General features: G+C 57.8%; 15 protein-coding genes, 1 tRNA gene and 2 pseudogenes. 1 reads left to right on the top strand and 17 read right to left on the bottom strand.

Annotated features, from left to right (window positions below; genetic code table 11):
• Window positions 1–149: 149 nt before the first annotated feature.
• The 8 genes from coaE to CAter10_RS18705 all read right to left on the bottom strand — a co-directional run bounded on the left by coaE (window position 150) and on the right by CAter10_RS18705 (window position 9,865).
• Window positions 150–794, bottom strand: a complete 645-nt coding sequence (gene coaE / locus CAter10_RS18740) for a dephospho-CoA kinase (protein ID WP_061534607.1) — start codon at window positions 792–794, stop codon at window positions 150–152.
• A gap of 6 nt (window positions 795–800) precedes the next feature.
• Window positions 801–1,667 (bottom strand): prepilin peptidase, encoded by an 867-nt coding sequence (locus CAter10_RS18735; RefSeq protein ID WP_061534606.1) that lies wholly within the window; start codon window positions 1,665–1,667, stop codon window positions 801–803.
• Complete coding sequence (locus tag CAter10_RS18730; RefSeq protein ID WP_061534605.1) at window positions 1,667–2,902, bottom strand: type II secretion system F family protein; 1,236 nt, start codon at window positions 2,900–2,902, stop codon at window positions 1,667–1,669. The genes CAter10_RS18735 and CAter10_RS18730 overlap by 1 nt, the downstream gene beginning before the upstream one ends.
• A 50-nt stretch (window positions 2,903–2,952) precedes the next feature.
• Complete coding sequence (gene pilB, locus CAter10_RS18725; protein WP_061534604.1) at window positions 2,953–4,677, bottom strand: type IV-A pilus assembly ATPase PilB; 1,725 nt, start codon at window positions 4,675–4,677, stop codon at window positions 2,953–2,955.
• Window positions 4,678–4,802: 125 nt separating this feature from the next.
• Window positions 4,803–6,089: an HlyC/CorC family transporter gene (locus tag CAter10_RS18720; RefSeq protein WP_061534603.1), complete on the bottom strand. Its 1,287-nt coding sequence runs from the start codon at window positions 6,087–6,089 to the stop codon at window positions 4,803–4,805.
• A gap of 102 nt (window positions 6,090–6,191) precedes the next feature.
• A tRNA-Pro gene (locus CAter10_RS18715) sits at window positions 6,192–6,268 on the bottom strand.
• A gap of 106 nt (window positions 6,269–6,374) precedes the next feature.
• Complete coding sequence (ispB, locus tag CAter10_RS18710) at window positions 6,375–7,325, bottom strand: octaprenyl diphosphate synthase (RefSeq protein WP_128083221.1); 951 nt, start codon at window positions 7,323–7,325, stop codon at window positions 6,375–6,377.
• Between the two features lie 197 nt (window positions 7,326–7,522).
• Window positions 7,523–9,865: a Tex family protein gene (locus CAter10_RS18705; RefSeq protein ID WP_061534601.1), complete on the bottom strand. Its 2,343-nt coding sequence runs from the start codon at window positions 9,863–9,865 to the stop codon at window positions 7,523–7,525.
• Window positions 9,866–10,300: 435 nt separating this feature from the next.
• On the opposite strand from CAter10_RS18705, the gene aqpZ reads away from it, so the two are divergent.
• Complete coding sequence (gene aqpZ / locus CAter10_RS18700; protein WP_061534600.1) at window positions 10,301–10,996, top strand: aquaporin Z; 696 nt, start codon at window positions 10,301–10,303, stop codon at window positions 10,994–10,996.
• A gap of 79 nt (window positions 10,997–11,075) precedes the next feature.
• Here aqpZ and prmC read toward each other — a convergent pair whose 3' ends face one another.
• The 9 genes and pseudogenes from prmC to CAter10_RS18665 all read right to left on the bottom strand — a co-directional run bounded on the left by prmC (window position 11,076) and on the right by CAter10_RS18665 (window position 20,144).
• Complete coding sequence (gene prmC / locus CAter10_RS18695) at window positions 11,076–11,957, bottom strand: peptide chain release factor N(5)-glutamine methyltransferase (protein ID WP_061534599.1); 882 nt, start codon at window positions 11,955–11,957, stop codon at window positions 11,076–11,078.
• 14 nt (window positions 11,958–11,971) lie between these two features.
• A pseudogene (locus tag CAter10_RS18690) lies at window positions 11,972–12,471 on the bottom strand (disulfide bond formation protein B).
• Between the two features lie 233 nt (window positions 12,472–12,704).
• Entirely contained in the window at window positions 12,705–13,787 is a 1,083-nt protein-coding gene (gene prfA / locus CAter10_RS18685; protein ID WP_061534598.1) for a peptide chain release factor 1, read from the bottom strand.
• 119 nt (window positions 13,788–13,906) lie between these two features.
• Window positions 13,907–15,208 carry a glutamyl-tRNA reductase gene (hemA, locus tag CAter10_RS18680; RefSeq protein WP_061534597.1) on the bottom strand — a complete coding sequence of 434 codons (1,302 nt, stop codon included), beginning with the start codon at window positions 15,206–15,208 and terminating at the stop codon, window positions 13,907–13,909.
• Between the two features lie 107 nt (window positions 15,209–15,315).
• Complete coding sequence (locus tag CAter10_RS23805; RefSeq protein WP_236905555.1) at window positions 15,316–15,426, bottom strand: hypothetical protein; 111 nt, start codon at window positions 15,424–15,426, stop codon at window positions 15,316–15,318.
• Window positions 15,427–15,530: 104 nt separating this feature from the next.
• Window positions 15,531–15,656: pseudogene (locus CAter10_RS24385) on the bottom strand (hypothetical protein); the annotation flags it as partial.
• 433 nt (window positions 15,657–16,089) lie between these two features.
• Complete coding sequence (locus tag CAter10_RS18675) at window positions 16,090–17,715, bottom strand: CHASE2 domain-containing protein (RefSeq protein WP_236905416.1); 1,626 nt, start codon at window positions 17,713–17,715, stop codon at window positions 16,090–16,092.
• 36 nt (window positions 17,716–17,751) lie between these two features.
• The gene (locus CAter10_RS18670) at window positions 17,752–19,425 is read right to left on the bottom strand and encodes a FecR domain-containing protein (RefSeq protein WP_061534596.1); all 1,674 of its coding nucleotides are present in this window, start codon (window positions 19,423–19,425) and stop codon (window positions 17,752–17,754) included.
• Window positions 19,426–19,454: 29 nt separating this feature from the next.
• Window positions 19,455–20,144: a response regulator transcription factor gene (locus CAter10_RS18665; RefSeq protein ID WP_061534595.1), complete on the bottom strand. Its 690-nt coding sequence runs from the start codon at window positions 20,142–20,144 to the stop codon at window positions 19,455–19,457.
• Window positions 20,145–20,212: the final 68 nt, after the last annotated feature.

Genomic DNA, 20,212 nt, shown 5'->3' with positions numbered 1-20,212 from the left:
TGATTCTGAACGATGCAACAGGAAATTACAAATAACCTCTGAAATTTCTGAGAGATCGTTACGCCTTGGTTATCGCCCAAGTCCTCTTTGCAGCTTGCCGGTCGACTGGGCGCACGTTATTTCATATCCCGGAGTCAGTTTTATACCATTTATAACAATCGAGCAAATGATAGATAACGCGTATGTAACTGCGCTACTTGCGGCAATAGCGCTGCCGGGTCTCCATCATTGACAATCACGTCGTCGGCGGCTTGCAGACGTTGCTGCCTGGAGGCTTGCGTCGCCATGATGGCGCGCACCTGTGATTCGGACATTGCATTGCGCTGCATCACGCGCTGCACTTGGACCTGTTCGTCGCAATCCACTGCCAGTATGCGCTCAACGCGCCGTTTCCAGTTGCCGGATTCGATCAAGAGCGGAACGACGAAGATCAGATAGGGGCCTTCAGCCTGTTCCGCGGCGCGTGCGGTCTCGGTGCGGATCAACGGGTGCAGGATCGATTCGAGCCGGTGCCTGGCATCAGAGTCGGAGAACACCAGCGCGCGCATCCTGGCGCGGTCCATCGCACCACTGGCATCGATGAAGTCGGCGCCGAATTCGGCAATGATCGGCGTGATGGCGATGCCGCCGGCTGCGCTTAACTGGTGGGCGATGGCGTCGGTGTCGATGACGGACGCGCCGAGCTTGGCAAACATGTCCGCAACGGTTGTCTTGCCGCTGCCGATGCCACCGGTCAGGCCAACGGAAAACTTGGCCTGAGAGGGGCTGTGGTGATCGGCATCATGTTGCTTCATACTGGCTTAGGCAACAAAACCGAAATAAGTTTCCATGATTGTGTGGCCATAGAGCAGGGCCAGTAAGCCGGCAGCGGCCAGATATGGGCCGAAAGGAATCGGTTTGTCGCGCCCGTGACGGAAGAATATGATCAGCGCAAGGCCGACTGCCGCTCCCACCAGCGATGAAAACAGGATAATGATTGGCAGCATTTTCCAGCCCATCCAGGCGCCCAGCGCGGCCAGCAATTTGAAGTCTCCGTATCCCATGCCTTCCTTGCCGGTCAGCAGCTTGAATATCCAATAGATTGACCATAACGCCAAGTAGCCGGCAGCAGCGCCAATCACGGCTTCGTTCAGTGGCACGAACAGTCCTGACAGGTTGAGCAACAGGCCGATCCAAAGCAAGGGCAATGTCAGGTCGTCTGGGAGCAGTTGCGTATCGGCGTCGATGAACGTCATGGCGATCAGCAGATAGAGAAAGACCAGGGACGCCAGGCCGCTCCAGCCGCTGCCAAAGTGCCAGATCAGCAGTGCAGACAGGGCGCCGGTCAGTGTCTCGACAATTGGATAGCGCGCCGAGATCGGAGTCTTGCAGGCCCGGCACTTGCCGCGCAGCGCCAGATAGCTAAAGACCGGCACATTCTCCAACGCACCGATCTGGTGTTTGCATTGCGGGCAGGCCGAACGCGGCACCAGCAGGTTGTAGCGATCCGTATGTGGCAGCGGTTGTCCGCTTTCGTGGGCAACATAATTGTCCGACTCGCGTTGCATCATGATCGGCAGCCGGTGAATCACCACATTCAGGAAACTGCCGACCAATAAGCCAAAAATTGCTGCCATGACGGTGGGAAGCAAGCTTCCCGCCGCCAGGAAAAAAATCCCATCTTGCATCAGACCACCGAACCCAGTTTGAAAATTGGCAAATACATGGCGATCACCAAGCCGCCGATCAGCACGCCGAGGATCACCATGATCAACGGCTCCATCAGGCTCGACAACGATGCAACCGCATCGTCAACTTCGGCTTCATAGAAATCGGCAACCTTGCCCAGCATCTGGTCCAGCGAACCGGATTCTTCGCCGATCGATACCATCTGCGTCACCATGTTGGGGAACACATCAGCGTTTTCCATGGCGGCAGTCAGGCTGGTGCCGGTGCTGACTTCGCTCTGGATTTTTTTTGTGGCGTCCAGATAGACCGCATTGCCGGCAGCGCCGCCAACCGAGTCCAGTGACTCAACCAGAGGCACGCCGGCGGCAAACATGGTGGCCAGAGTACGAGTCCAGCGGGCGATCGTGGCTTTACGGATGACTGGGCCGAAAATCGGCGCTTTTAGCAGCAACTGGTCCATGAAACGTTGCACCTTGAGCGAGCGCCGCCAGGACTGGAAGAACAGGTAAAGGGCAGCAAATAGGCCGCCAAAGATGATGTACCAGTTGGCAACCACGAAATCTGAGATAGCCATCACCACCAGCGTCGGACCGGGCAAATCGGCGCCGAAGCTTGAGAATACTTGTTTGAACGCAGGCACCACCCAAATCATGATGACCGCGGTAACAATAAATGCCACCGCCAGAATCGATACTGGATAGAACATGGCGGACTTGATCTTGGCCTTGATGGCTAGGGTTTTTTCCTTGTAGATTGCCAGCCGTTCCAGCAGATCTTCAAGAATACCGGCTTGTTCGCCGGCGCCGACCAGGTTGCAGAACAATGGATCGAAATATAACGGATATTTGCGGAATGCCTGGCTGAGGCTGGTTCCGGTTTCGACATCACCGCGGATTTCATTGACCAGCTTCGAGACAGACGGATTGGCATGCCCCTTGGCCACGATGTCGAACGATTGCAGCAATGGCACGCCGGCCTTCATCATGGTCGCCAACTGGCGCGTAAACAGCGAGATGTCCTTGTCGGAAATCTTCTTGCCGCTACGGAAGGTTTTTTTCTTGATCTTGGTGACCAGGATACCCTGGCGACGCATCGTGACGGTAACCACCGTTTCGCTGCCCGCGCGCAATTCGCCGCGCACGGCTTTGCCCTTTTTATCCTTGCCTTCCCAAAGATAGACCCACTCTTTGACTTGGCGTGCGCTGGAGGCGCTGCGTGGTGCGGCAGTTGCCATGAACTATTTCCCCTAATTTAAATTTGGAACTTTGGTACAGCCAAGCACTTTTAGATATTGGTACAGCCAAGCACTTCCTCGAGGCTGGTCAACCCTTGTTTCACTTTCATGAGCCCCGATTGACGCAGGGTTTTGACACCCTCGCGCTTCGCCTGCGCTTCAATTTCCAGCGCTGTGCCGTGGGCCAGGATGATGCGTTCGATTTCTTCTGTAATCGGCATGATTTGATAAATGCCGACCCGCCCCTTGTAGCCGGTACCGTTGCAGCGCTCGCAGCCCACTGCCTTGTAAGGCATCCAGGTGCCGTCGATGTCATCTTCAGTCAGGCCGGCTTCGAGCAGGGCTTCGTCCTGGATCGAGATTGGCTGTTTGCAGCTGCACAGGCGCCGCGCCAGTCGTTGCGCGGTAATCAGGATGACTGACGAGGCGATGTTGAAAGCCGGCACACCCATGTTCATCAGGCGCGTCAGCGTCGACGGCGCATCGTTGGTATGCAGGGTGGAAAACACCATATGCCCGGTTTGCGCCGCCTTGATCGAAATGTCAGCGGTTTCCAGGTCGCGGATTTCACCGACCATGATGATGTCAGGATCCTGCCGCAGGAAAGCTTTGAGCGCGACCGGGAATGTCAGTCCGGCACGGTCGTTGATATTGACCTGGTTCACGCCGGGCAAATTGATTTCGGCCGGATCTTCGGCGGTCGAGATATTGATGCCCGGCTGGTTCAAGATGTTCAGGCAGGTGTACAGCGATACGGTTTTGCCGGAGCCGGTCGGCCCGGTCACCAGCACCATGCCGTACGGACGCTGGATGGCATCCATCAAGATGGCTTTCTGGTCCGGGTCGTAACCCAGCGCATCGATCCCCATCTGTGCCTGGCTCGGATCCAGGATACGCATGACGATCTTTTCGCCGAACAATGTCGGCAAAGTGCTGACGCGGAAATCGATGGCGCGTGTCTTGGAAACGACCAGGCGCATGCGGCCATCCTGCGGCACCCGCTTTTCGGAGATATCCAGCTTGGAGATGACCTTGATGCGCGACGCTAGTTTTTCCTTGATGGACAGCGGCGGTTGGGCCATATCACGCAGTACGCCATCGACCCGGAATCGAATCCGGTAGAATTTTTCGAATGGTTCGAAATGCAAGTCAGACGCGCCCTGGTTGATGGCGTCGGTCAATATCTTTTGCAGGAAGCGCACCACCGGCGCATCGTCGATATCGGTTGCCGCGGCATCGGCAACGGCAGCGGCATCTTCTTCAACGAAATTGATTTCCTGCTCGTCGCCGACCATCTCGCTGAGACTTTGCTCGGCCGACTTCACCAGTTTCTGGATTTGCTTCAGCAATACCGGATGCTCGACAATGATCGGCTCGACCGTCAGCTCGGTCTGAAACTTGATCTGGTCCAGCACCTGCATATTGGTCGGATCGGAAAACGCGACATAGATCTTATTGCCGCGCTTGGCCAGCGCCAGAACCGAATGGCTTTCCATCAACTTGGCGTCGATCGCCTTTTCCGGCAGCGAGCTCAAGTTCAGCGTGTTCAGGTCCAGCTGCGGATAGCCGAAAGTCTCTGCGCAAAACAGCGCCAGGTCGCGTGCATTCAGGTGGCCGCTTTCCAGCAAGGCGGCAATGAACGGCGTCTGATCACCGCTTGATTTCTTGTGTAGCGTCTCGACTTGTGCCGCAGAAAGGCGGCCCGCCTGGAGCAATGCACGGGCAAGTCCGGAGATCGGACTGCTGGAACTTGAGTTCGGAAAGACTGCTGCCATAAGGGGTCAATGCCAAAAGATGTGCGGAACCATTCAAACCGATCAATGATGCCCTAGGGGAAACTCACTTGTAAAGGATTTGTGAAGAAATGTGTCGTAAAAATTGCCTTTGGGCAGCATTAATCTCATTGCTGTAGTTTATTCGGGCGAAACAGTTTGGCAACCTTAATTGCCTGATTTTGCACTTGTACAATTTCTATGATGCATCCGGCAATTTTCAGGCTGACATTATTGTCCGGAATATCTTGCAGCCACTCCAGCAGCAGACCATTTAAGGTTTTTGGTCCATCGAGCGGGAAGTTCAGGCCAAGGCGTTTGTTAATGTCGCGCAAGGTTGTCGTTCCTTCAAGCTGGCACTGCCCCTGCGGATTCCAGGAAAAACTGTCGGCGCGTGCTGCGCCTGGCTTGGACGTGGTGAATTCGCCAATCATTTCTTCAATGATGTCTTCCAGCGTCACCAAACCTTGCACCTCGCCGTATTCATCGACAATGATGCCGAGCCGCTCGTGGTTCTCCTGGAAATATTGCAGCTGCGTGAAGACGTCGGTGTCTTCCGGAATGAAGTAAGGCGTGCTGAGCAGCTGCCGGAAATGCTCGACCGTCAATTCAGCTTCCTGGTTCAACAGCGCCATGGCTTTACGCACATGCAGGATGCCGACGATCTGGTTGATTTCGCCTTCATAGACAGGCAATTTGTTGTGATAGCAAGTGGTCAGCTGGTGCCTGATGTCGTCAACCGAGGCCGACAGATTCAGGGCCTCGACTTGCGCCCGCGGCGTCATGACGTCTTCAACCGAAATTTTTTCCAGGTCGAACAGATTGAGCAAGATGCTCTTGTGCTTCTGCGGCATGAAATTGCCGCCTTCCAGCACGATTGACCGCAGTTCTTCCGGTGATACGCGTTGCTCCTGCACGTGCTTGCCGGTTTTGATTCGCAGGATTTTCAGGATCGCCGACACGAACAGATTCACAAACCAGATCAGGGGCTTGGCGATGCCCATCAGTGGCTTGAGTACGAAGCTGGTCGGCAGGGCGATGCGTTCCGGATAGGTTGCACCGATCACTTTCGGCGTGATTTCGGCAAACACGATCAACAGGAAGGCCACGGCTGCCGTGGCGACGGTGATGACGCGCTGATGGTTGCCGAAAGTAGTGATCGCAATCGCGGTCACAAGGGCGGTGGCGAGTGCGTTGACCAAGGTATTGACGATCAGGATCAGCGACAGCAGTTTGTCGGTGCGCTCCAGCAGCCACAAAGTGGTGGTCGCGGATTTGCTGCCGCGTTTGGCCAGATGGCGCAGGCGATGCTTGTTGGCGGCAACCAGTGCGGTTTCCGCCATTGCAAAAAAGGCCGACAGGAAGATGAGTAAGGCTAGTGCAAGAATCTGCACCCATATGGGCACGGCATCCAAAGGGTCACCGTAAAGTGAGGTACTGCTGATTATTGGGATTGTTGTGTTGTGCTGCGCTCATTCCGCCCCTTCGCAACCGTTCGACGTGACTGGAGTCTTCGATGGTCGGGGTGAGAGGATTCGAACCTCCGGCCTCTACGTCCCGAACGTAGCGCTCTACCAGGCTAAGCTACACCCCGATCTAGCTGTTCAATATCTTGAACAGGTTTTTTAAAGCTGCTGCCGGTACCTCCTTCCGGTTGTAACCTATGCAGCAGCTCTTCGATGCATTCTCAGTGATTCCGTTTAATGATTGCGATCCACCGCGAAGGCAGATAATTGTAGCAAAGAATCTTTGAACTGACTATTTGGCAAGGCTGCAATTGCGGTTGCCGCTCGCTGGGCCGCCTTCTCCGCCTCGTGCCGGGTATAGTCCAGCGCGCCCGAGCTGGTGATGGCGGTGAGGATTTCATTGAAATGCTGTTCGTCGCCGTTTTCGATACAGCTGCGCACCAACGCCTTTTGCTCGGGTGTGCCGTTTTCCATCAGGTAAATCAGAGGGAGGGTCGGTTTGCCTTCGCGCAAGTCGTCGCCGACGTTCTTGCCGATGTCTGTCGCGTTGCCGGAGTAATCCAGGACATCGTCGATCAACTGGAATGCGGTGCCGAGCGAGCGGCCATATTCGCCCGCAGCTTCAATCACGTCATCACCGGCGCCGGCGATCAAGACGCCGAGCTGGGCCGCCGCCTCGAACAGCTTGGCCGTCTTGGAGCGAATCACCTGCAGGTAGCTTTCCTCGGAAACATCAGGATTGTGCATGTTCAGCAGTTGCAGTACTTCGCCTTCGGCAATCACGTTGGTGGCGTCGGCGACGATTTGCATCACGCGGGCGTTATCGACCGAGACCATCATCTGGAAGGCGCGCGAATACAGGAAATCACCAACCAGCACCGAGGCGGCATTGCCAAACAAGGCATTGGCGGTCTGGCGCCCGCGCCGCAGCGACGATTCGTCAACCACGTCGTCATGCAGCAGGGTGGCGGTATGGATGAACTCGATCACCGCGGCCAGTTCGTGATGCTTGTTGCCCGAATAGCCGTAAGCCTGGGCCATCAACAAGACCAGGACCGGGCGCAGGCGTTTGCCGCCGGCGCTGATGATGTATTCGGCGATCTGGTTCACCAGCGGCACTTCCGAATGCAATTGCCGGCGGATCACCGCGTTGACCGCTTCCATATCGGCCGCGATCGGAGACATCATGGATTGTTGGTGTGAAGTATTGGGAGCGGCTGACAAAATAAAACCTGTTGGAAATCGAGTGTGCCGTGATTATACGATGACCGCCCCGATTAAATCGGGTGACGACTGATTTTGTCGGAGCGCGGGACTTTGTCATTACACCGGTCGTGCTGTGGAGTCATGTCGGCCCCACAGCCACGTCCAGCCAGTGCTTGTTATCCTTTTAACTTTGCAAAGGCCGCCGCCATTGCGCTGTTGGCAGGCGCCGGTGCAGCTTGCCGCTGTTGCGACATGCGCTTGGCATCGTTGCGGTCGGCGCGCTGCTCAGGTTTGGCGCCTGCTACCGGGGCGTTATCGGTCAGGCGCATGGTCAATGCAATGCGCTTGCGCTTTTCGTCGACTTCCAGAACCTTGACCTTGACCACCTGGCCTGCCTTGACCACGGTGTGCGGATCCTTGACGAAGGTGTTCGACAAGGCGGAAATATGCACCAGGCCATCCTGATGCACGCCGATGTCGACAAAGGCGCCAAATGCCGCCACATTGGTGACCACGCCTTCCAGGATCATGTCCGGCCGCAGGTCGCGGATTTCCTCGACGCCTTCCTTGAAGGTGGCCGTGGTGAATTCGGGGCGCGGATCGCGGCCCGGCTTTTCCAGTTCTTTGATGATGTCGGCGATGGTCGGCACGCCGAATTTCTCATCGGCGTATTTAGCTGGATTGAGCGACTTCAGCAGTTTCTCGTCACCGATCACGCCCTTGACGTCTTTCTTGATATCGGCCAGGATTTTTTCCACCAACGGATAGGATTCAGGGTGGACCGCCGACGCGTCCAGCGGATTGTCGCTGTTCATGATGCGCAGGAATCCTGCGGCCTGTTCGAACGTCTTGTCGCCCAGCCGCGGCACATCGCGTAACGCAGCCCGCGAGGCAAACATGCCCTTCATGTCGCGATAGGTAACGATGCTTTGCGCGACACTGGCGTTCAGCCCGGAGACGCGCGCCAGCAGCGGCGCCGAGGCGGTGTTGACGTCGACGCCGACGGCATTCACGCAGTCTTCCACCACCGCGTCCAGGGAGCGCGCCAGCTGGGTTTGGCCGACATCGTGTTGGTACTGGCCGACGCCGATCGATTTCGGGTCGATCTTCACCAGTTCTGCCAGCGGATCCTGCAGGCGGCGTGCAATCGATACCGCACCGCGCAGCGAGACATCCATGTCCGGCAATTCACGCGAGGCAAATTCGGAAGCCGAGTAGACCGACGCACCGGCTTCCGACACTACGATCTTGGTCAGTTTCAGTTCCGGACGCAACTTGATCAAATCCTGTGCCAGCTTGTCGGTTTCACGCGAGGCAGTGCCGTTGCCGATCGAGATCAGCGAGACCTTGTGTTTTTCCGCCAGCTGCGCCAGCGTGTGCAGCGAACCGTCCCAGTCGTTGCGCGGCTGATGCGGATAAATCGCGGTGGTGTCGACCACCTTGCCGGTGGCGTCGATCACCGCCACCTTGACGCCGGTACGCAAGCCCGGATCGAGGCCCATGGTCGCGCGCGGTCCGGCGGGGGCCGCCAAGAGCAAGGCTTTCAGGTTGCGCGCAAAAACGTTGATCGCCTCGACTTCGGCGGTTTCGCGCAGCTTGGTCATCAGCTCGGTTTCCAGATGCATGAAGACCTTGACGCGCCAGCTCCAGCGCACCGTATCGCTCAGCCATTTGTCGGCGGCGCGGCTCTTGTTGCTGATACCGAAACGGGCGGCGATGCGGCCTTCGCATGGATTGTGCGGCGCATCCCATTTCGGTTTTTCTTCTTCGGTGTCGAGGCGCAGCACCACGTTCAGGATTTCTTCACGGCGGCCGCGGAACAGCGCCAGCGCGCGGTGCGACGGAATGGTGCCGATGGTTTCCGAGTAATCGAAATAGTCGGCGAATTTTTCACCGGCATCCTGCTTGCCTTCGACCACTTTGGATTCCACCACGCCGTGTTCTGTCAGGTATTCGCGCAGCGCCTGCAGCAATGCCGCATCTTCCGAAAAGCGCTCCATCAGGATCTGGCGCGCGCCGTCGAGCGCGGCTTTGGCGTCGGCGACGCCAGGATTGTCGCCGTTGTCGGTGCTGAACGCTGGCTTCAGGAATTTCTCGGCTTCCTGTTCCGGATGCAGATCCGGATTGGCCAGCAGCGCATCGGCCAGTTCAGTCAAGCCTGCTTCCGCAGCGATCTGCGCCTTGGTGCGACGCTTGGGTTTGTACGGCAGATACAAGTCTTCAAGCGGTGTCTTGTCTTCGGCCAGCGTGATCGCCTGCAGTAGCGCCGGCGTCATTTTTCCCTGTTCTTCGATCGAGGCCAGAATCGCGCTACGGCGCGCTTCCAGCTCACGCAGATAACGCAGGCGTTCTTCCAGCAAACGCAGCTGGATATCATCCAGGCCACCGGTCGCTTCCTTGCGGTAGCGCGCGATAAATGGCACGGTGGCGCCTTCGTCCAGAAGGGCGACGGCAGCGGCGACTTGTGCCGGTTTGGCGGCAAGTTCAAGAGCGAGGCGTTGTTCGATCGAAGGCAGCATGGAAAGTCTTAATAGTGAAAATCAAGCGTTGGATCATACGCAATCCAGATAATTTCGCCAGTCTTGACAGCCCGAAAAGAAACGGGACTGAAAAATCCATAATAAAGATGTTGTTTGTACAATGCATTGTTTCGTCGGATTCTGCGTCTGTCGCCGCAAGCTACGAATATTTTTATTATTAAATGCATCATGCATCCGAACGTCATATTTCTTGGTAGTATTATTTGAATTGCCAGGATGCTTCCGGAGATTGCTATCCGTGCCTGACAAAGAGTAGATGGGTTGGTCGTAATTGAAAAGAATTGTTAAATGATAAATTTTTTCTTGTTTGTGCACGGTTCCGCAAATATGCTGTGGGCCGTGATGTGCAGGATCAAGATATTTGTCCTTAGCTAGTCAACATAAATCACTTGTTGTTTTTTTCAGGAGTCGAACATGCATCTTTCTAAGCGTCTGGGAGCGGAAGCTCTAGGTACATTCTGGCTGGTTCTCGGCGGCTGCGGCAGCGCGGTCCTGGCGGCGGCATTCCCCGGATTGGGAATTGGCTTCCATGGCGTGGCGCTGGCTTTCGGCCTGACCGTGTTGACGATGGCCTTTGCCATCGGCCATATTTCCGGTTGCCACCTGAACCCCGCCGTGACAATCGGACTGGCTACCGCCGGACGTTTTCCCAAGAGTGAAATCCTGCCCTACTGGGTTGCGCAAGTTATCGGCGGCATCATTGCAGCCGGCATCCTGTATCTGATCGCTACCGGCAAGCCCGGTGCGGAGATCGGCGGTTTTGCCGCCAATGGCTACGGTGAGCATTCGCCCGGACTGTATTCGATGAACGCGGCGCTGATCTCGGAAGTGGTCATGACTTTCATGTTCCTGATCGTGATTCTGGGAGCGACCGACAAGCGTGCTCCGGCCGGCTTTGCACCGATTGCAATCGGTCTGTGCCTGACCCTGATCCATCTGATCAGCATCCCCGTCACCAATACGTCCGTCAATCCTGCTCGCAGCACCAGCCAGGCCCTGTTTGTCGGCGGTTGGGCCTTGCAGCAGCTGTGGCTGTTCTGGGTTGCGCCGCTGGTTGGCGCTCTGATTGCCGGGATTGTATATCCGGCGATCTGGGGTGAGAAAGACTGACGTCGGGATGTTCGTTCGATGAAAAAAGCGCGGCATGCCGCGCTTTTTTATTTTCTTTTTTTTGTTCCTGCTTCTTCCTCTAACCGGGCAATCGCCATCTGCCGCCGCTGACACGGTCGATCCCGGCCAGGTCTTGCCAGCTCTGTATCTGGTCGAAGGATTGCGCATGCAACAGTTCGCGTACTGCCGGCGCCTGGTCATAGCCATGTTCCATCAATAGCCAGCCGCCGTCTTTCAAGTAAGCGGGCGCGCCGTCAACGATAATGCGTAGCGCACTCAAGCCGTCGGCATGGTCGGTCAGCGCATCCTGCGGCTCAAAACGCAAGTCGCCCTCGCTCAGATGACGGTCGCCGGCAACGATATACGGCGGATTGGAAACGATGACATCGAAGCGGTGCTGTCCCAGTGCTGCATACCAATCGCTTTGCAGCAGTTCCAGTGGCGACATGCCTCGCGCCAGATGTCGTGCTGCGTTGCGTTGCGCTACTGCCAGCGATGCAGCGCTGACGTCCAACGCCGTCACCTGAAGGCCTGGCCGGCTGTGGGCGATGGCAATCGCGATGGCGCCGGAACCGGTGCCGAGATCCAGAACGCGCAGAGGAGCATCGGCGTCGGCTGGCAGCTGTTGCAGCGCCAGATCAACCAGCAATTCGGTTTCGGGACGAGGGATCAGCACGTCGGGTGTGACTTCCAGTTGCAGGCCATAGAACTCGCGGTGGCCGACGAGGTAGGCAATCGGTTCGCCCAGCTGGCGCCGTCGGAACAGGTCGGATAGCTGTTGCGCCTGTTCGGTATCGATGCAGCGTTCGTCCCGGGTGATCAGCTGTATGCGCGTCAGCTGCAACGCGTGCATCAACAGGATACGGCTTTCCAGCGGAGGCAGCGGCGATTGCTTCAATACCGTTGCAATGCTGCTGCCGGCTTCGATGATTGCCGCCGACGTGTTGGAAGTACCTGTCATGGAACCGAGACCGTTTAGTAGCGGCGATTGCCGGCATCGTTGCGTTTGAACAGCGCGGCAACCAGAATCACGACCAGCACTACGAACCACAGCAGTGACCATTGCGGAATCGACAATCCGAGGATCGCATCGTAGGCGGTCGTGCAAAGCGCAAATGCATCCACCTTGAACACTGACGGTAGCAGTGTCGCCGGCGGCAGCGCATTCATCGGTGCTTCCAATGCATCGCGGCCGCAGGAAGTCGATGGATGGGCAATGACCACAGGTGCCAGATCGCGGTACCGGCGCCACCCAGTCCGGCCAGGATGCCGAGGCTGGCGCCGGCTTTTTGCGCGCCGTTAGGCAAGCCTGCGCAAACCAGGCAAACCAGTGCGATCGCGGCAAATGCATAGCGCTGGATCACGCACAGCGGGCAAGGCTGCATGTCCTCGACGTGCTGCAGATAAAGAGCGGCACCCAGAATGGCCAGGGAGATGAAGGCAACGATAAGCAGGACCGATTTGGATGTTTTCATTTTTGTAAGTCGATGAGGGTTGATGTGACGTGCAGGCCGATTGTTTGTTGAACGGCGCCAAGGAAGTCAGCCACCGCATATCCGATTGCATATGATAGCTGGCGCTAAAGCTTGGTTCCGTTGCCAGGCATCAGCATATTCGATTTTCCGAATAGTCGCGCGATTGCCCGGCAACGCGTTGCGCCTACTTAGTCACTTATTTAGTTACTTACCTGGTCGCCCAGACAATTCAATCAGATGGCGTCGCCAAGCGCGGCCAGCAGGTCGGCCTGGTGTTCCGCGGCCAATGCATTGGTCAATTCCTGCAGGTCGCCGTCCATGATGAAATCGAGCTTGTACAAAGTCAGGTTGATGCGATGGTCGGTCATACGGCCTTGCGGGAAATTGTAGGTGCGGATCCGTTCACTGCGGTCGCCCGAGCCGATCAGCGATTTGCGGGTCGCCGCTTCCTTCGATTGTTGTTCGCGCAGCTGGCCATCCTTGATGCGCGCCGCCAGCACTTTCAATGCCGACGCCTTGTTCTTGTGCTGGCTGCGGTCGTCCTGGCATTCGACCACGATGCCGGTCGGGATGTGCGTGATACGCACCGCCGAATCGGTCTTGTTGATGTGCTGGCCGCCAGCGCCGGAGGCGCGGTAGGTATCGATGCGGATGTCGGCTGGATTGATCTCGACATCGCCCACTTCGTCAGCTTCCGGCATGATCGCCACTGTGCATGCAGAAGTATGGATGCGGCCCTGGGTTTCGGTAGCAGGCACCCGCTGCACGCGGTGGCCGCCGGATTCGAACTTCAGCTTGGAATAGGCGCCGAAGCCGATCACGCGCACGATGACTTCCTTGTAGCCGCCAATTTCCGATGGCGATTCGGACACCATTTCCACTTGCCAGCGGTTACGTTCGGCGAAGCGCGTGTACATGCGCAGCAAGTCGCCGGCAAACAGCGCCGATTCGTCGCCACCGGTGCCGGCGCGGATTTCCAGGAAAATATTGCGTTCGTCGTTGGGATCCTTCGGCAGCAGCATCTTTTGCAGATCGCCTTCCAACTGCTCCATGCGCGCCTTGGCGGCCTGGATTTCATCCTGGGCGAATTCCTTCATGTCTGGATCTGACTGCATTTCCTGGGCCGCCTCGATATCAGCATTGGCCTGCTGGTAGGCCTGGTACAACTCCACCAGCGGACCAAGCTCCGCATGTTCACGGGTCAGCTTGCGATAACTGTCCATGTTGGCGGTAGCTTCTTCCTGGTTGAGCAGATCGTTGACTTCGACCAGGCGATTGGCGAGTTGGTCGAGCTTGGCGAGCATGGATGGTTTCATTGCGTATTTCAATCAGAGGAAGAGAGGGCGGGGCGGAGTCAAGGCGCCGGCAGCGACGCCGCATGCTGCACAAGGCGGCAGGACAAACCGTGGCCATGTGCGTGAATTGCGCAGGAGCGCTAACGTTTGGTGCGAAACAGTTGCGGCAGCAGGGTCGCCAGGCGCGCGCGTTCGTCGCCGTGAGCGTTGTGCAGGGCCTGTTGCGGGCCATGCATGAATTTGGCGGTTAGGCCTTTGGAGAGTGCTTCCAGCACGACTTCGATGTCTTCGCCCTTGGCCAGCATCTTGCGCGCACGTTCCAGCTCCATGCGACGCATCGCCTCGCTGGATTCCTGCAAGTCCTGGATCACTGGTACAACGGCGCGGTTGTCGACCCAATGCATGAACGACTGCACGCGGGTTTCGATGATGGCTTCGGCTTGTGCGACAGCAGCCTGGCGGTTTTCCATGCCGGTCTGCACCACCGAACCGAGATCGTCGACGGTGTAGAGAAAGATGTCGTCAAGGCGGCCGATTTCGGTTTCGATATCGCGCGGCACCGCCAGGTCGAGCATGAACATCGGTTTGTGGCGGCGCGCCTTGACGGCGCGCTCGACCATGCCGAGACCGATGATCGGCAGGCTCGATGCGGTGCTGGAGACGATGATGTCGTAGTTGCCCAGTTGGTTCGGCAGATCGGCCAGCCGCATGGCCTGGCCACTGAAGCGGTGCGCCAGCAGTTCGGCGCGTTCCAGGGTGCGGTTGGCGACCGTCAGGGATTTCGGATTTTGCGCAGCAAAGTGCGTGGCGCACAATTCGATCATTTCACCAGCGCCGATGAACAGCACGTGCTGGCCGGCGACGGTATCGAAAATTCGTTCCGACATCCGCACGGCTGCGGCTGCCATTGAAACGCTGTGGGCGCCGATTTCGGTGGTGCTGCGCACTTCCTTGGCGACTGCGAACGTGCGCTGGAATAATTGATGCAGATAGGTGCCGAGCCCGCCCGCCGCTTCCGCGTGACGCACGGCGTCCTTCATCTGGCCGAGGATCTGCGCTTCACCCAGCACCATTGAATCAAGTCCCGAAGCAACGCGGAACGCATGGCGTACCGCATTATCTTGCGGCAATGTGTACAGATGCGGACGCAGGTCGGCGTAGGGAAGCTGATGATAATGGGCCAGGAAATGTGCAGTCGAGTCGATTGCGGCGTCAATTGCGGCACCGGCGCCGTTCTGCAAATCGCCCGCGGCGTACAGTTCGGTGCGGTTACAGGTCGACAGGATCGCTGCTTCATCCGACATGTTGACCGCATTGCCGCCGCTGAACCAGGCGCGCGCCGCCATCACTGCCTGGCCGATCTGGTCGGCCGGGAATGCCACCTTTTCGCGCAAGGAAACAGGCGCGGTGGTGTGGTTGAGTCCGACGGTCAGCAGGTGCATGTGGGAGCGGGAAGGGTAATCGTTCGGGTAATCGTTGTTAACCCGTGATTATACTCTTAGTCGCCGCCAGGGAAATTCCGCTCTTGCAACGGCCAAGATCCCGAATCTTAAATAGTGAGCGCCGGCAACGTCACGGTAAAGGTGCTGCCTTCGCCGATCGTGCTTTCCAGTGAAATTTCGCCGAAATGGCGCTCAACAACCGTCTTGACGAATACCAGGCCGAGGCCGGTGCCGTCCGAACGAGGTTGCCCCGGGCACTAACGCGTTGATAGCGTTGAAACAACTTGATCTGATCGTGCGGCGCGATGCCGAAACCCTGGTCGGTAATCTTGCACACTACCTGCGGCAGCAACTTCACATATTTCAGGCGCAGGGTGCAGGTGATGCGGGTTTCGGGCAAGCTATAGCTGATCGCATTGGAAATCAGGTTGCATAGCGCGCGCGCCATCAGGGAGCGATCGACATTGGCCAGGAATTCCTGACCCTCGATATCGGTGATCAGATCGATCTTCTTGTTGTGCGCGAGGCTCCACATTTCATCGACAGCGTCGTACAGCACGTCCTGGAAGTCGACTTCTTCCAGGCGGTATTCCGACGATTCGGCGCGCGCCAATTGCACGAAGTTGTCCGCCAGTCCGAGCGTCTTGCGCGCCGCTTGTTCAAGGCGCGAGAAGAATTCCTTCTGCGGCAGGGCCGAAGAAGGATTGCCCTGCAATTCCAGCAGCGCCAGAATTGACGCCTGCGGTGCGCGCATGTCGTGCGACAGGAAGCGCAAGGTTTCGTCGCGGCTGCGTTCGGCGGCGCGGATGATCGTGATGTCGACAATGCTGACGATCCAGCCGGTCAGCACTTGGTGAGCCGAATGGCAGGGCCGCTCTTGATCAGCAGGTCACGCCCTGCTGGTCTTGCACCGACGTGCCGCTGGTGAGCGTGGAGACGTGCTCCAGGTCGATCAGGTCCCACCAGCTGAATGTGTGGTTGGCCGAGGTGTTGGTCGCCTGCGGCGTGCTCATGTTGGAAAACAGATAAGGCAGTAGCGCGCCGTCGATATTGCGGATGCCGGCCGCAGCGAAGTAATCGCGGGCGAACTGGTTCGATACCAGCACATGGCCGTCGATCGTGGTGATCAGGGTTGCGTCGGGCAGGCTGTTGAGGCTGTCGGAAATGAATTGGCGCAAATCCCGCACACGGCGCGCGGCGACCCGCATGGCGTTGATACGTTGCTCAAGCAGGTCTTCGACCTGCTGCGGCGCCCGTTCAGTATTCACTTCCGGCAGCAGGTGCGGCTCCTGGTCGAGCAGCATGAATTCCTGGCCGAGATAGGAAATCGCCGATTCCAGGCGGATCCAGCTCCATAACGGATGGGCAATCGCCAGCGCGATCAGGGCCGCGGTCGGTGCAATCCATATCCCCAGCGTCAGCAGCAAATAGCTGACGGCCATCGTCAGCACCATCAGAGCGGCGGTGATAAGCAGCGAGATACGCGGCGTCCACAGCAGATAGCTCGACAGCGCGATCAATACCGGCACGATGCTGAATAGCGCGGTTTGTAATGGACGCGCGATGCTGATCGATTTGTGGTCGAGCAGCCCGGCCAGGATGTTGGCGTTGATTTCGATGCCGGGCATGACGCCGGAGGTACCCGACACCGGTGTCGGGAAAGTGTCCGCCATGCCGATCGCGGTGGCGCCGATCAGCACATATTTACCGGTGAAGAATTGATCTGGGACATCGCCGCGCAACACCGCAGCATACGGCACCGAGCGGAAATGGCCGCTGCCGCCGGCAAACGGAATCTGGATCTGATAGTCGCGCTGCCAACTGTCGTGGGGGCTGGCTTCGCTGCCGGCCGGGATAGGGGCCATACGTGCTCCGGGCAAGTTGCCGTTGGTATCGGTGATTTTTTGGCCGGCCACGTTCGCTAGCGACACGGCAAAATGCGGCCACCATTTGTCGTCCTGGCCTTCTTGCAGGAACACGCTGCGTACCACGCCGTCCGGATCGAGTTCTAGATGAATATGGCCGACGCCGCGTGCCGCGTTGAGGAAGTCCGGCATTGGCGGCAAGGCCTTGAGACCAGGACCGGCGCTCGCGACCACGATCGGCAGTACGGTCAGTTTGCTGGCTGCAAGCGCTTTGGTCAGTGCGCGGTCGTCGGCGCGCTGGCCGGGCGATTGGTCGTGCTCGGCTTCCGGCATGATGACGTCGAGGCCGATCGCCAACGGATTGGCGCGCATGATCCGGTTCAGCAGCTTGGCATGCAGGCTGCGTTCCCACGGCCAGCGGCCCAGTTTGCTGATGCTGTAATCGTCGATGGCGACGATGATGATATCGTCCCGTGCCGGTCGTGAATCGGCGCGCATGAACTGGTCGTACAAGGTTCTGTCGAGGCGGCCGAGGCCGTTCATGTAGCCCATGCCGCCCGCCACCATCAGCATCAGGATGGCAATCGCCATCCATTGGCGAAACGCCACCCGTCGCAGGAGTGGAATGACTTGCTTGATCATGACGGGTGTATGAGGGCTCTCATCGGTGGTGATTCATTAATATCCTGCGGGGGTGCTGCCGCCTAGATTGAGCAGCGGCGAACCATCGCCGCTGACCCAGCGGCTGCCTACGTACACTTTTTGCGGCGCCGAGAACGGCCCGACGTAGCCGTCGGAATCAATCGCCTTGACGCGGATGTAATAGGTGCCAGTGGCAGGGCGCGGCACGGTGATTTCCGGCGTCGCTGTTTCCTGTGTCAGCAGCAGCGCCGAAAAGCCGGCATCGCGGCCAATCTCAACCACGAATTTTTGCTGCGGCTCGGACGGCCAACTGAACGATAGATCGCCGTCGATTGCATCGGCAATCTTGGGGATTTGCAGGGCTGGCAGCAAGGCAAAGCCCTGCGGATCTCCATAGGGGCCCTGATCGTCGCCATCGGCTTGTTCCACAATCGTTGCTACGCGCCAGAAATAATTTCCCAACGCCAGCTTGCCGGCAGTGAATTGCGTCGCTGTGAGCGCCGGCTCGTCAACCACCAGATCGCGGAAGGCGGCGTCTCTGGCAACTTGCAGGTGATAGGCCTTGGCATTGGTGGCTTCGGTCCAGCCGAACAGAACGTTCTCACTGCGCGATTTATTTTTGGGCTCAACGTTGAACGGTGGTTCAGGTCGCGCCTTCAATTTGAACGCGGTGGTTTGCGGGACGCCTTGCAATCCGAAATCGTCAAGCGCGGCAATCCGCACAAAATAGTTGCCGTCTTGCAGGCCATCAATCTTGAGGTCGCTGGTATTCGATTCCGTTTCGCTGATGATATTGCGGGCGTCTGCATCCGTGGTGATTTGCGCCCGATAGCCGTGCGCTCCGCCGACTGGGATAACGGAGAAGCGTACTGTGGGCCGCTCTTGCAGTTCAGGGTAGCCTGAGAGCTTGGGCGCCGGCAGCAAGGCGACGGCTTTGCCGACGCCTTTGATGCTGGTGACGTTGCCCTGACCAGCGTGGAGCGTTAGCGTTACCGGCTTGTTGGTCTTGGCGACAGCCACGCCGCCGCTCAACACTTCCGTCATGACGCGATCGCCGACCAGGTCAACCCGGAAATTGGTGCCGCGCACACCAGCGACGGCGAGCGGCGAATGTACCTCAAAGCGGCCTTTGTTCTTGTCCAGCGGCGAAACCCTGGATTCGACCCGTCCCTTCTGCAACGTGATTTCAGTACGCGGGCTATTCGTATAGCGCGCGGTGCGGAGTTTCGTCAGCTTGACCTGGCTGTTGGACGGCAAGGCGATATGCGATTGATCGGGCAGGGCCAGCGTCAGGAAGCTATTGCTGCCGGTATTGATGACGGTGCCCTCAGTCAGCGTGGTACCGATGCTGATATCAATCGTGCGGCCGTCGGCCGCAGTAGCGTTGACGGTACCGGACATGGCGGCGACCTGGGCGCTGCTCGGATCATCCGGCAGTAGCGCCACCGGAATAATGATGGCGGTGCCGACCGGAATGGTCCGGTCATTGTGGATGTTGTTGAGTTTTGCCAGCTGTACCCAGTTGTTCTTGTTCGAGGTCAACTGCTCGGCGATGACGCCCAAGGTATCGCCAAGCTGGGCCCGGTAGGTAATGGTGGCCGCACCGACCTGCAGCGAGCCAGGGTCGAGTGCGGGTGCAGCTGCAAAAAGCTGTGTAGAACCTGCGAAGCAAAACAGCAGGAAACCTATTTTTTTGAGTGTGCTGCGCATATTGTCTGTCAGCGCAACAAAGAGGCGCTTTATCCCGTGAGTTGTTCTAATCGATAACCATAGCTATAGACAGGAGCGAGTCGGTAGCCATTTTCTGGTCGCAATTGTAACTTACTCCGTACCCGCGAAACGTGCGTGTCCATGGTTCGGGAAGGGATGTCCACATCGCGCGACCATACTGCTTCGAGAATATAGGCACGTGAGAGTGGGCGCCCTAGGTTGCGGAAAAACAACAGCGCCAGGTCAAATTCCTTCTGCGTGATCTCAATCGGCTTACCGGCTAAGGTCAGGCGCCCGGAACGGGTTTCAAACAGATAGTCGTTAAAGACGATTTGTTCACTCGAATTCTGAATTGGATAGGCACGTCGCAACAGTGCTTGCACGCGCGCAACCAGCTCGCTGCGCCGGATCGGTTTGATCATGTAATCGTCGGCACCGGCGGCCAAGCCTTCAACGATATCGTCTTCGCCGGAGCGGCTGGTGATGAACAAGACAGGGATCGTCTTGGGCAGTTTGTCTCTGACCCAGCGCAGCACCTCGGGCCCGCTCAGGTCTGGGACTTGCCAATCAAGGACCAGCATGTCGTAGCTCTCTCGACGCAACTGGTTCAGTATCTCTTTTCCACTTTGAAATGGATGGCAGGTATGCCCACTGGATGTGAGCACCTGGCAAACTAGATCGGTTTGACTGGGATCGTCATCAAGGACAGCAATTCTCATATTTTGTATATGTTAGGTGACATCCGCCCCAAGGGTCGGAGTCGAAGTTGTGGCGATTGCAAGGAGTA

Source organism: Collimonas arenae (genome assembly GCF_001584165.1).
In the GTDB taxonomy this organism is placed as follows: Bacteria; Pseudomonadota; Gammaproteobacteria; order Burkholderiales; family Burkholderiaceae_D; genus Collimonas; species Collimonas arenae.
Note: the sequence above shows the minus strand (reverse complement) of the source record. Positions and strands in the feature narration are given on the sequence as shown.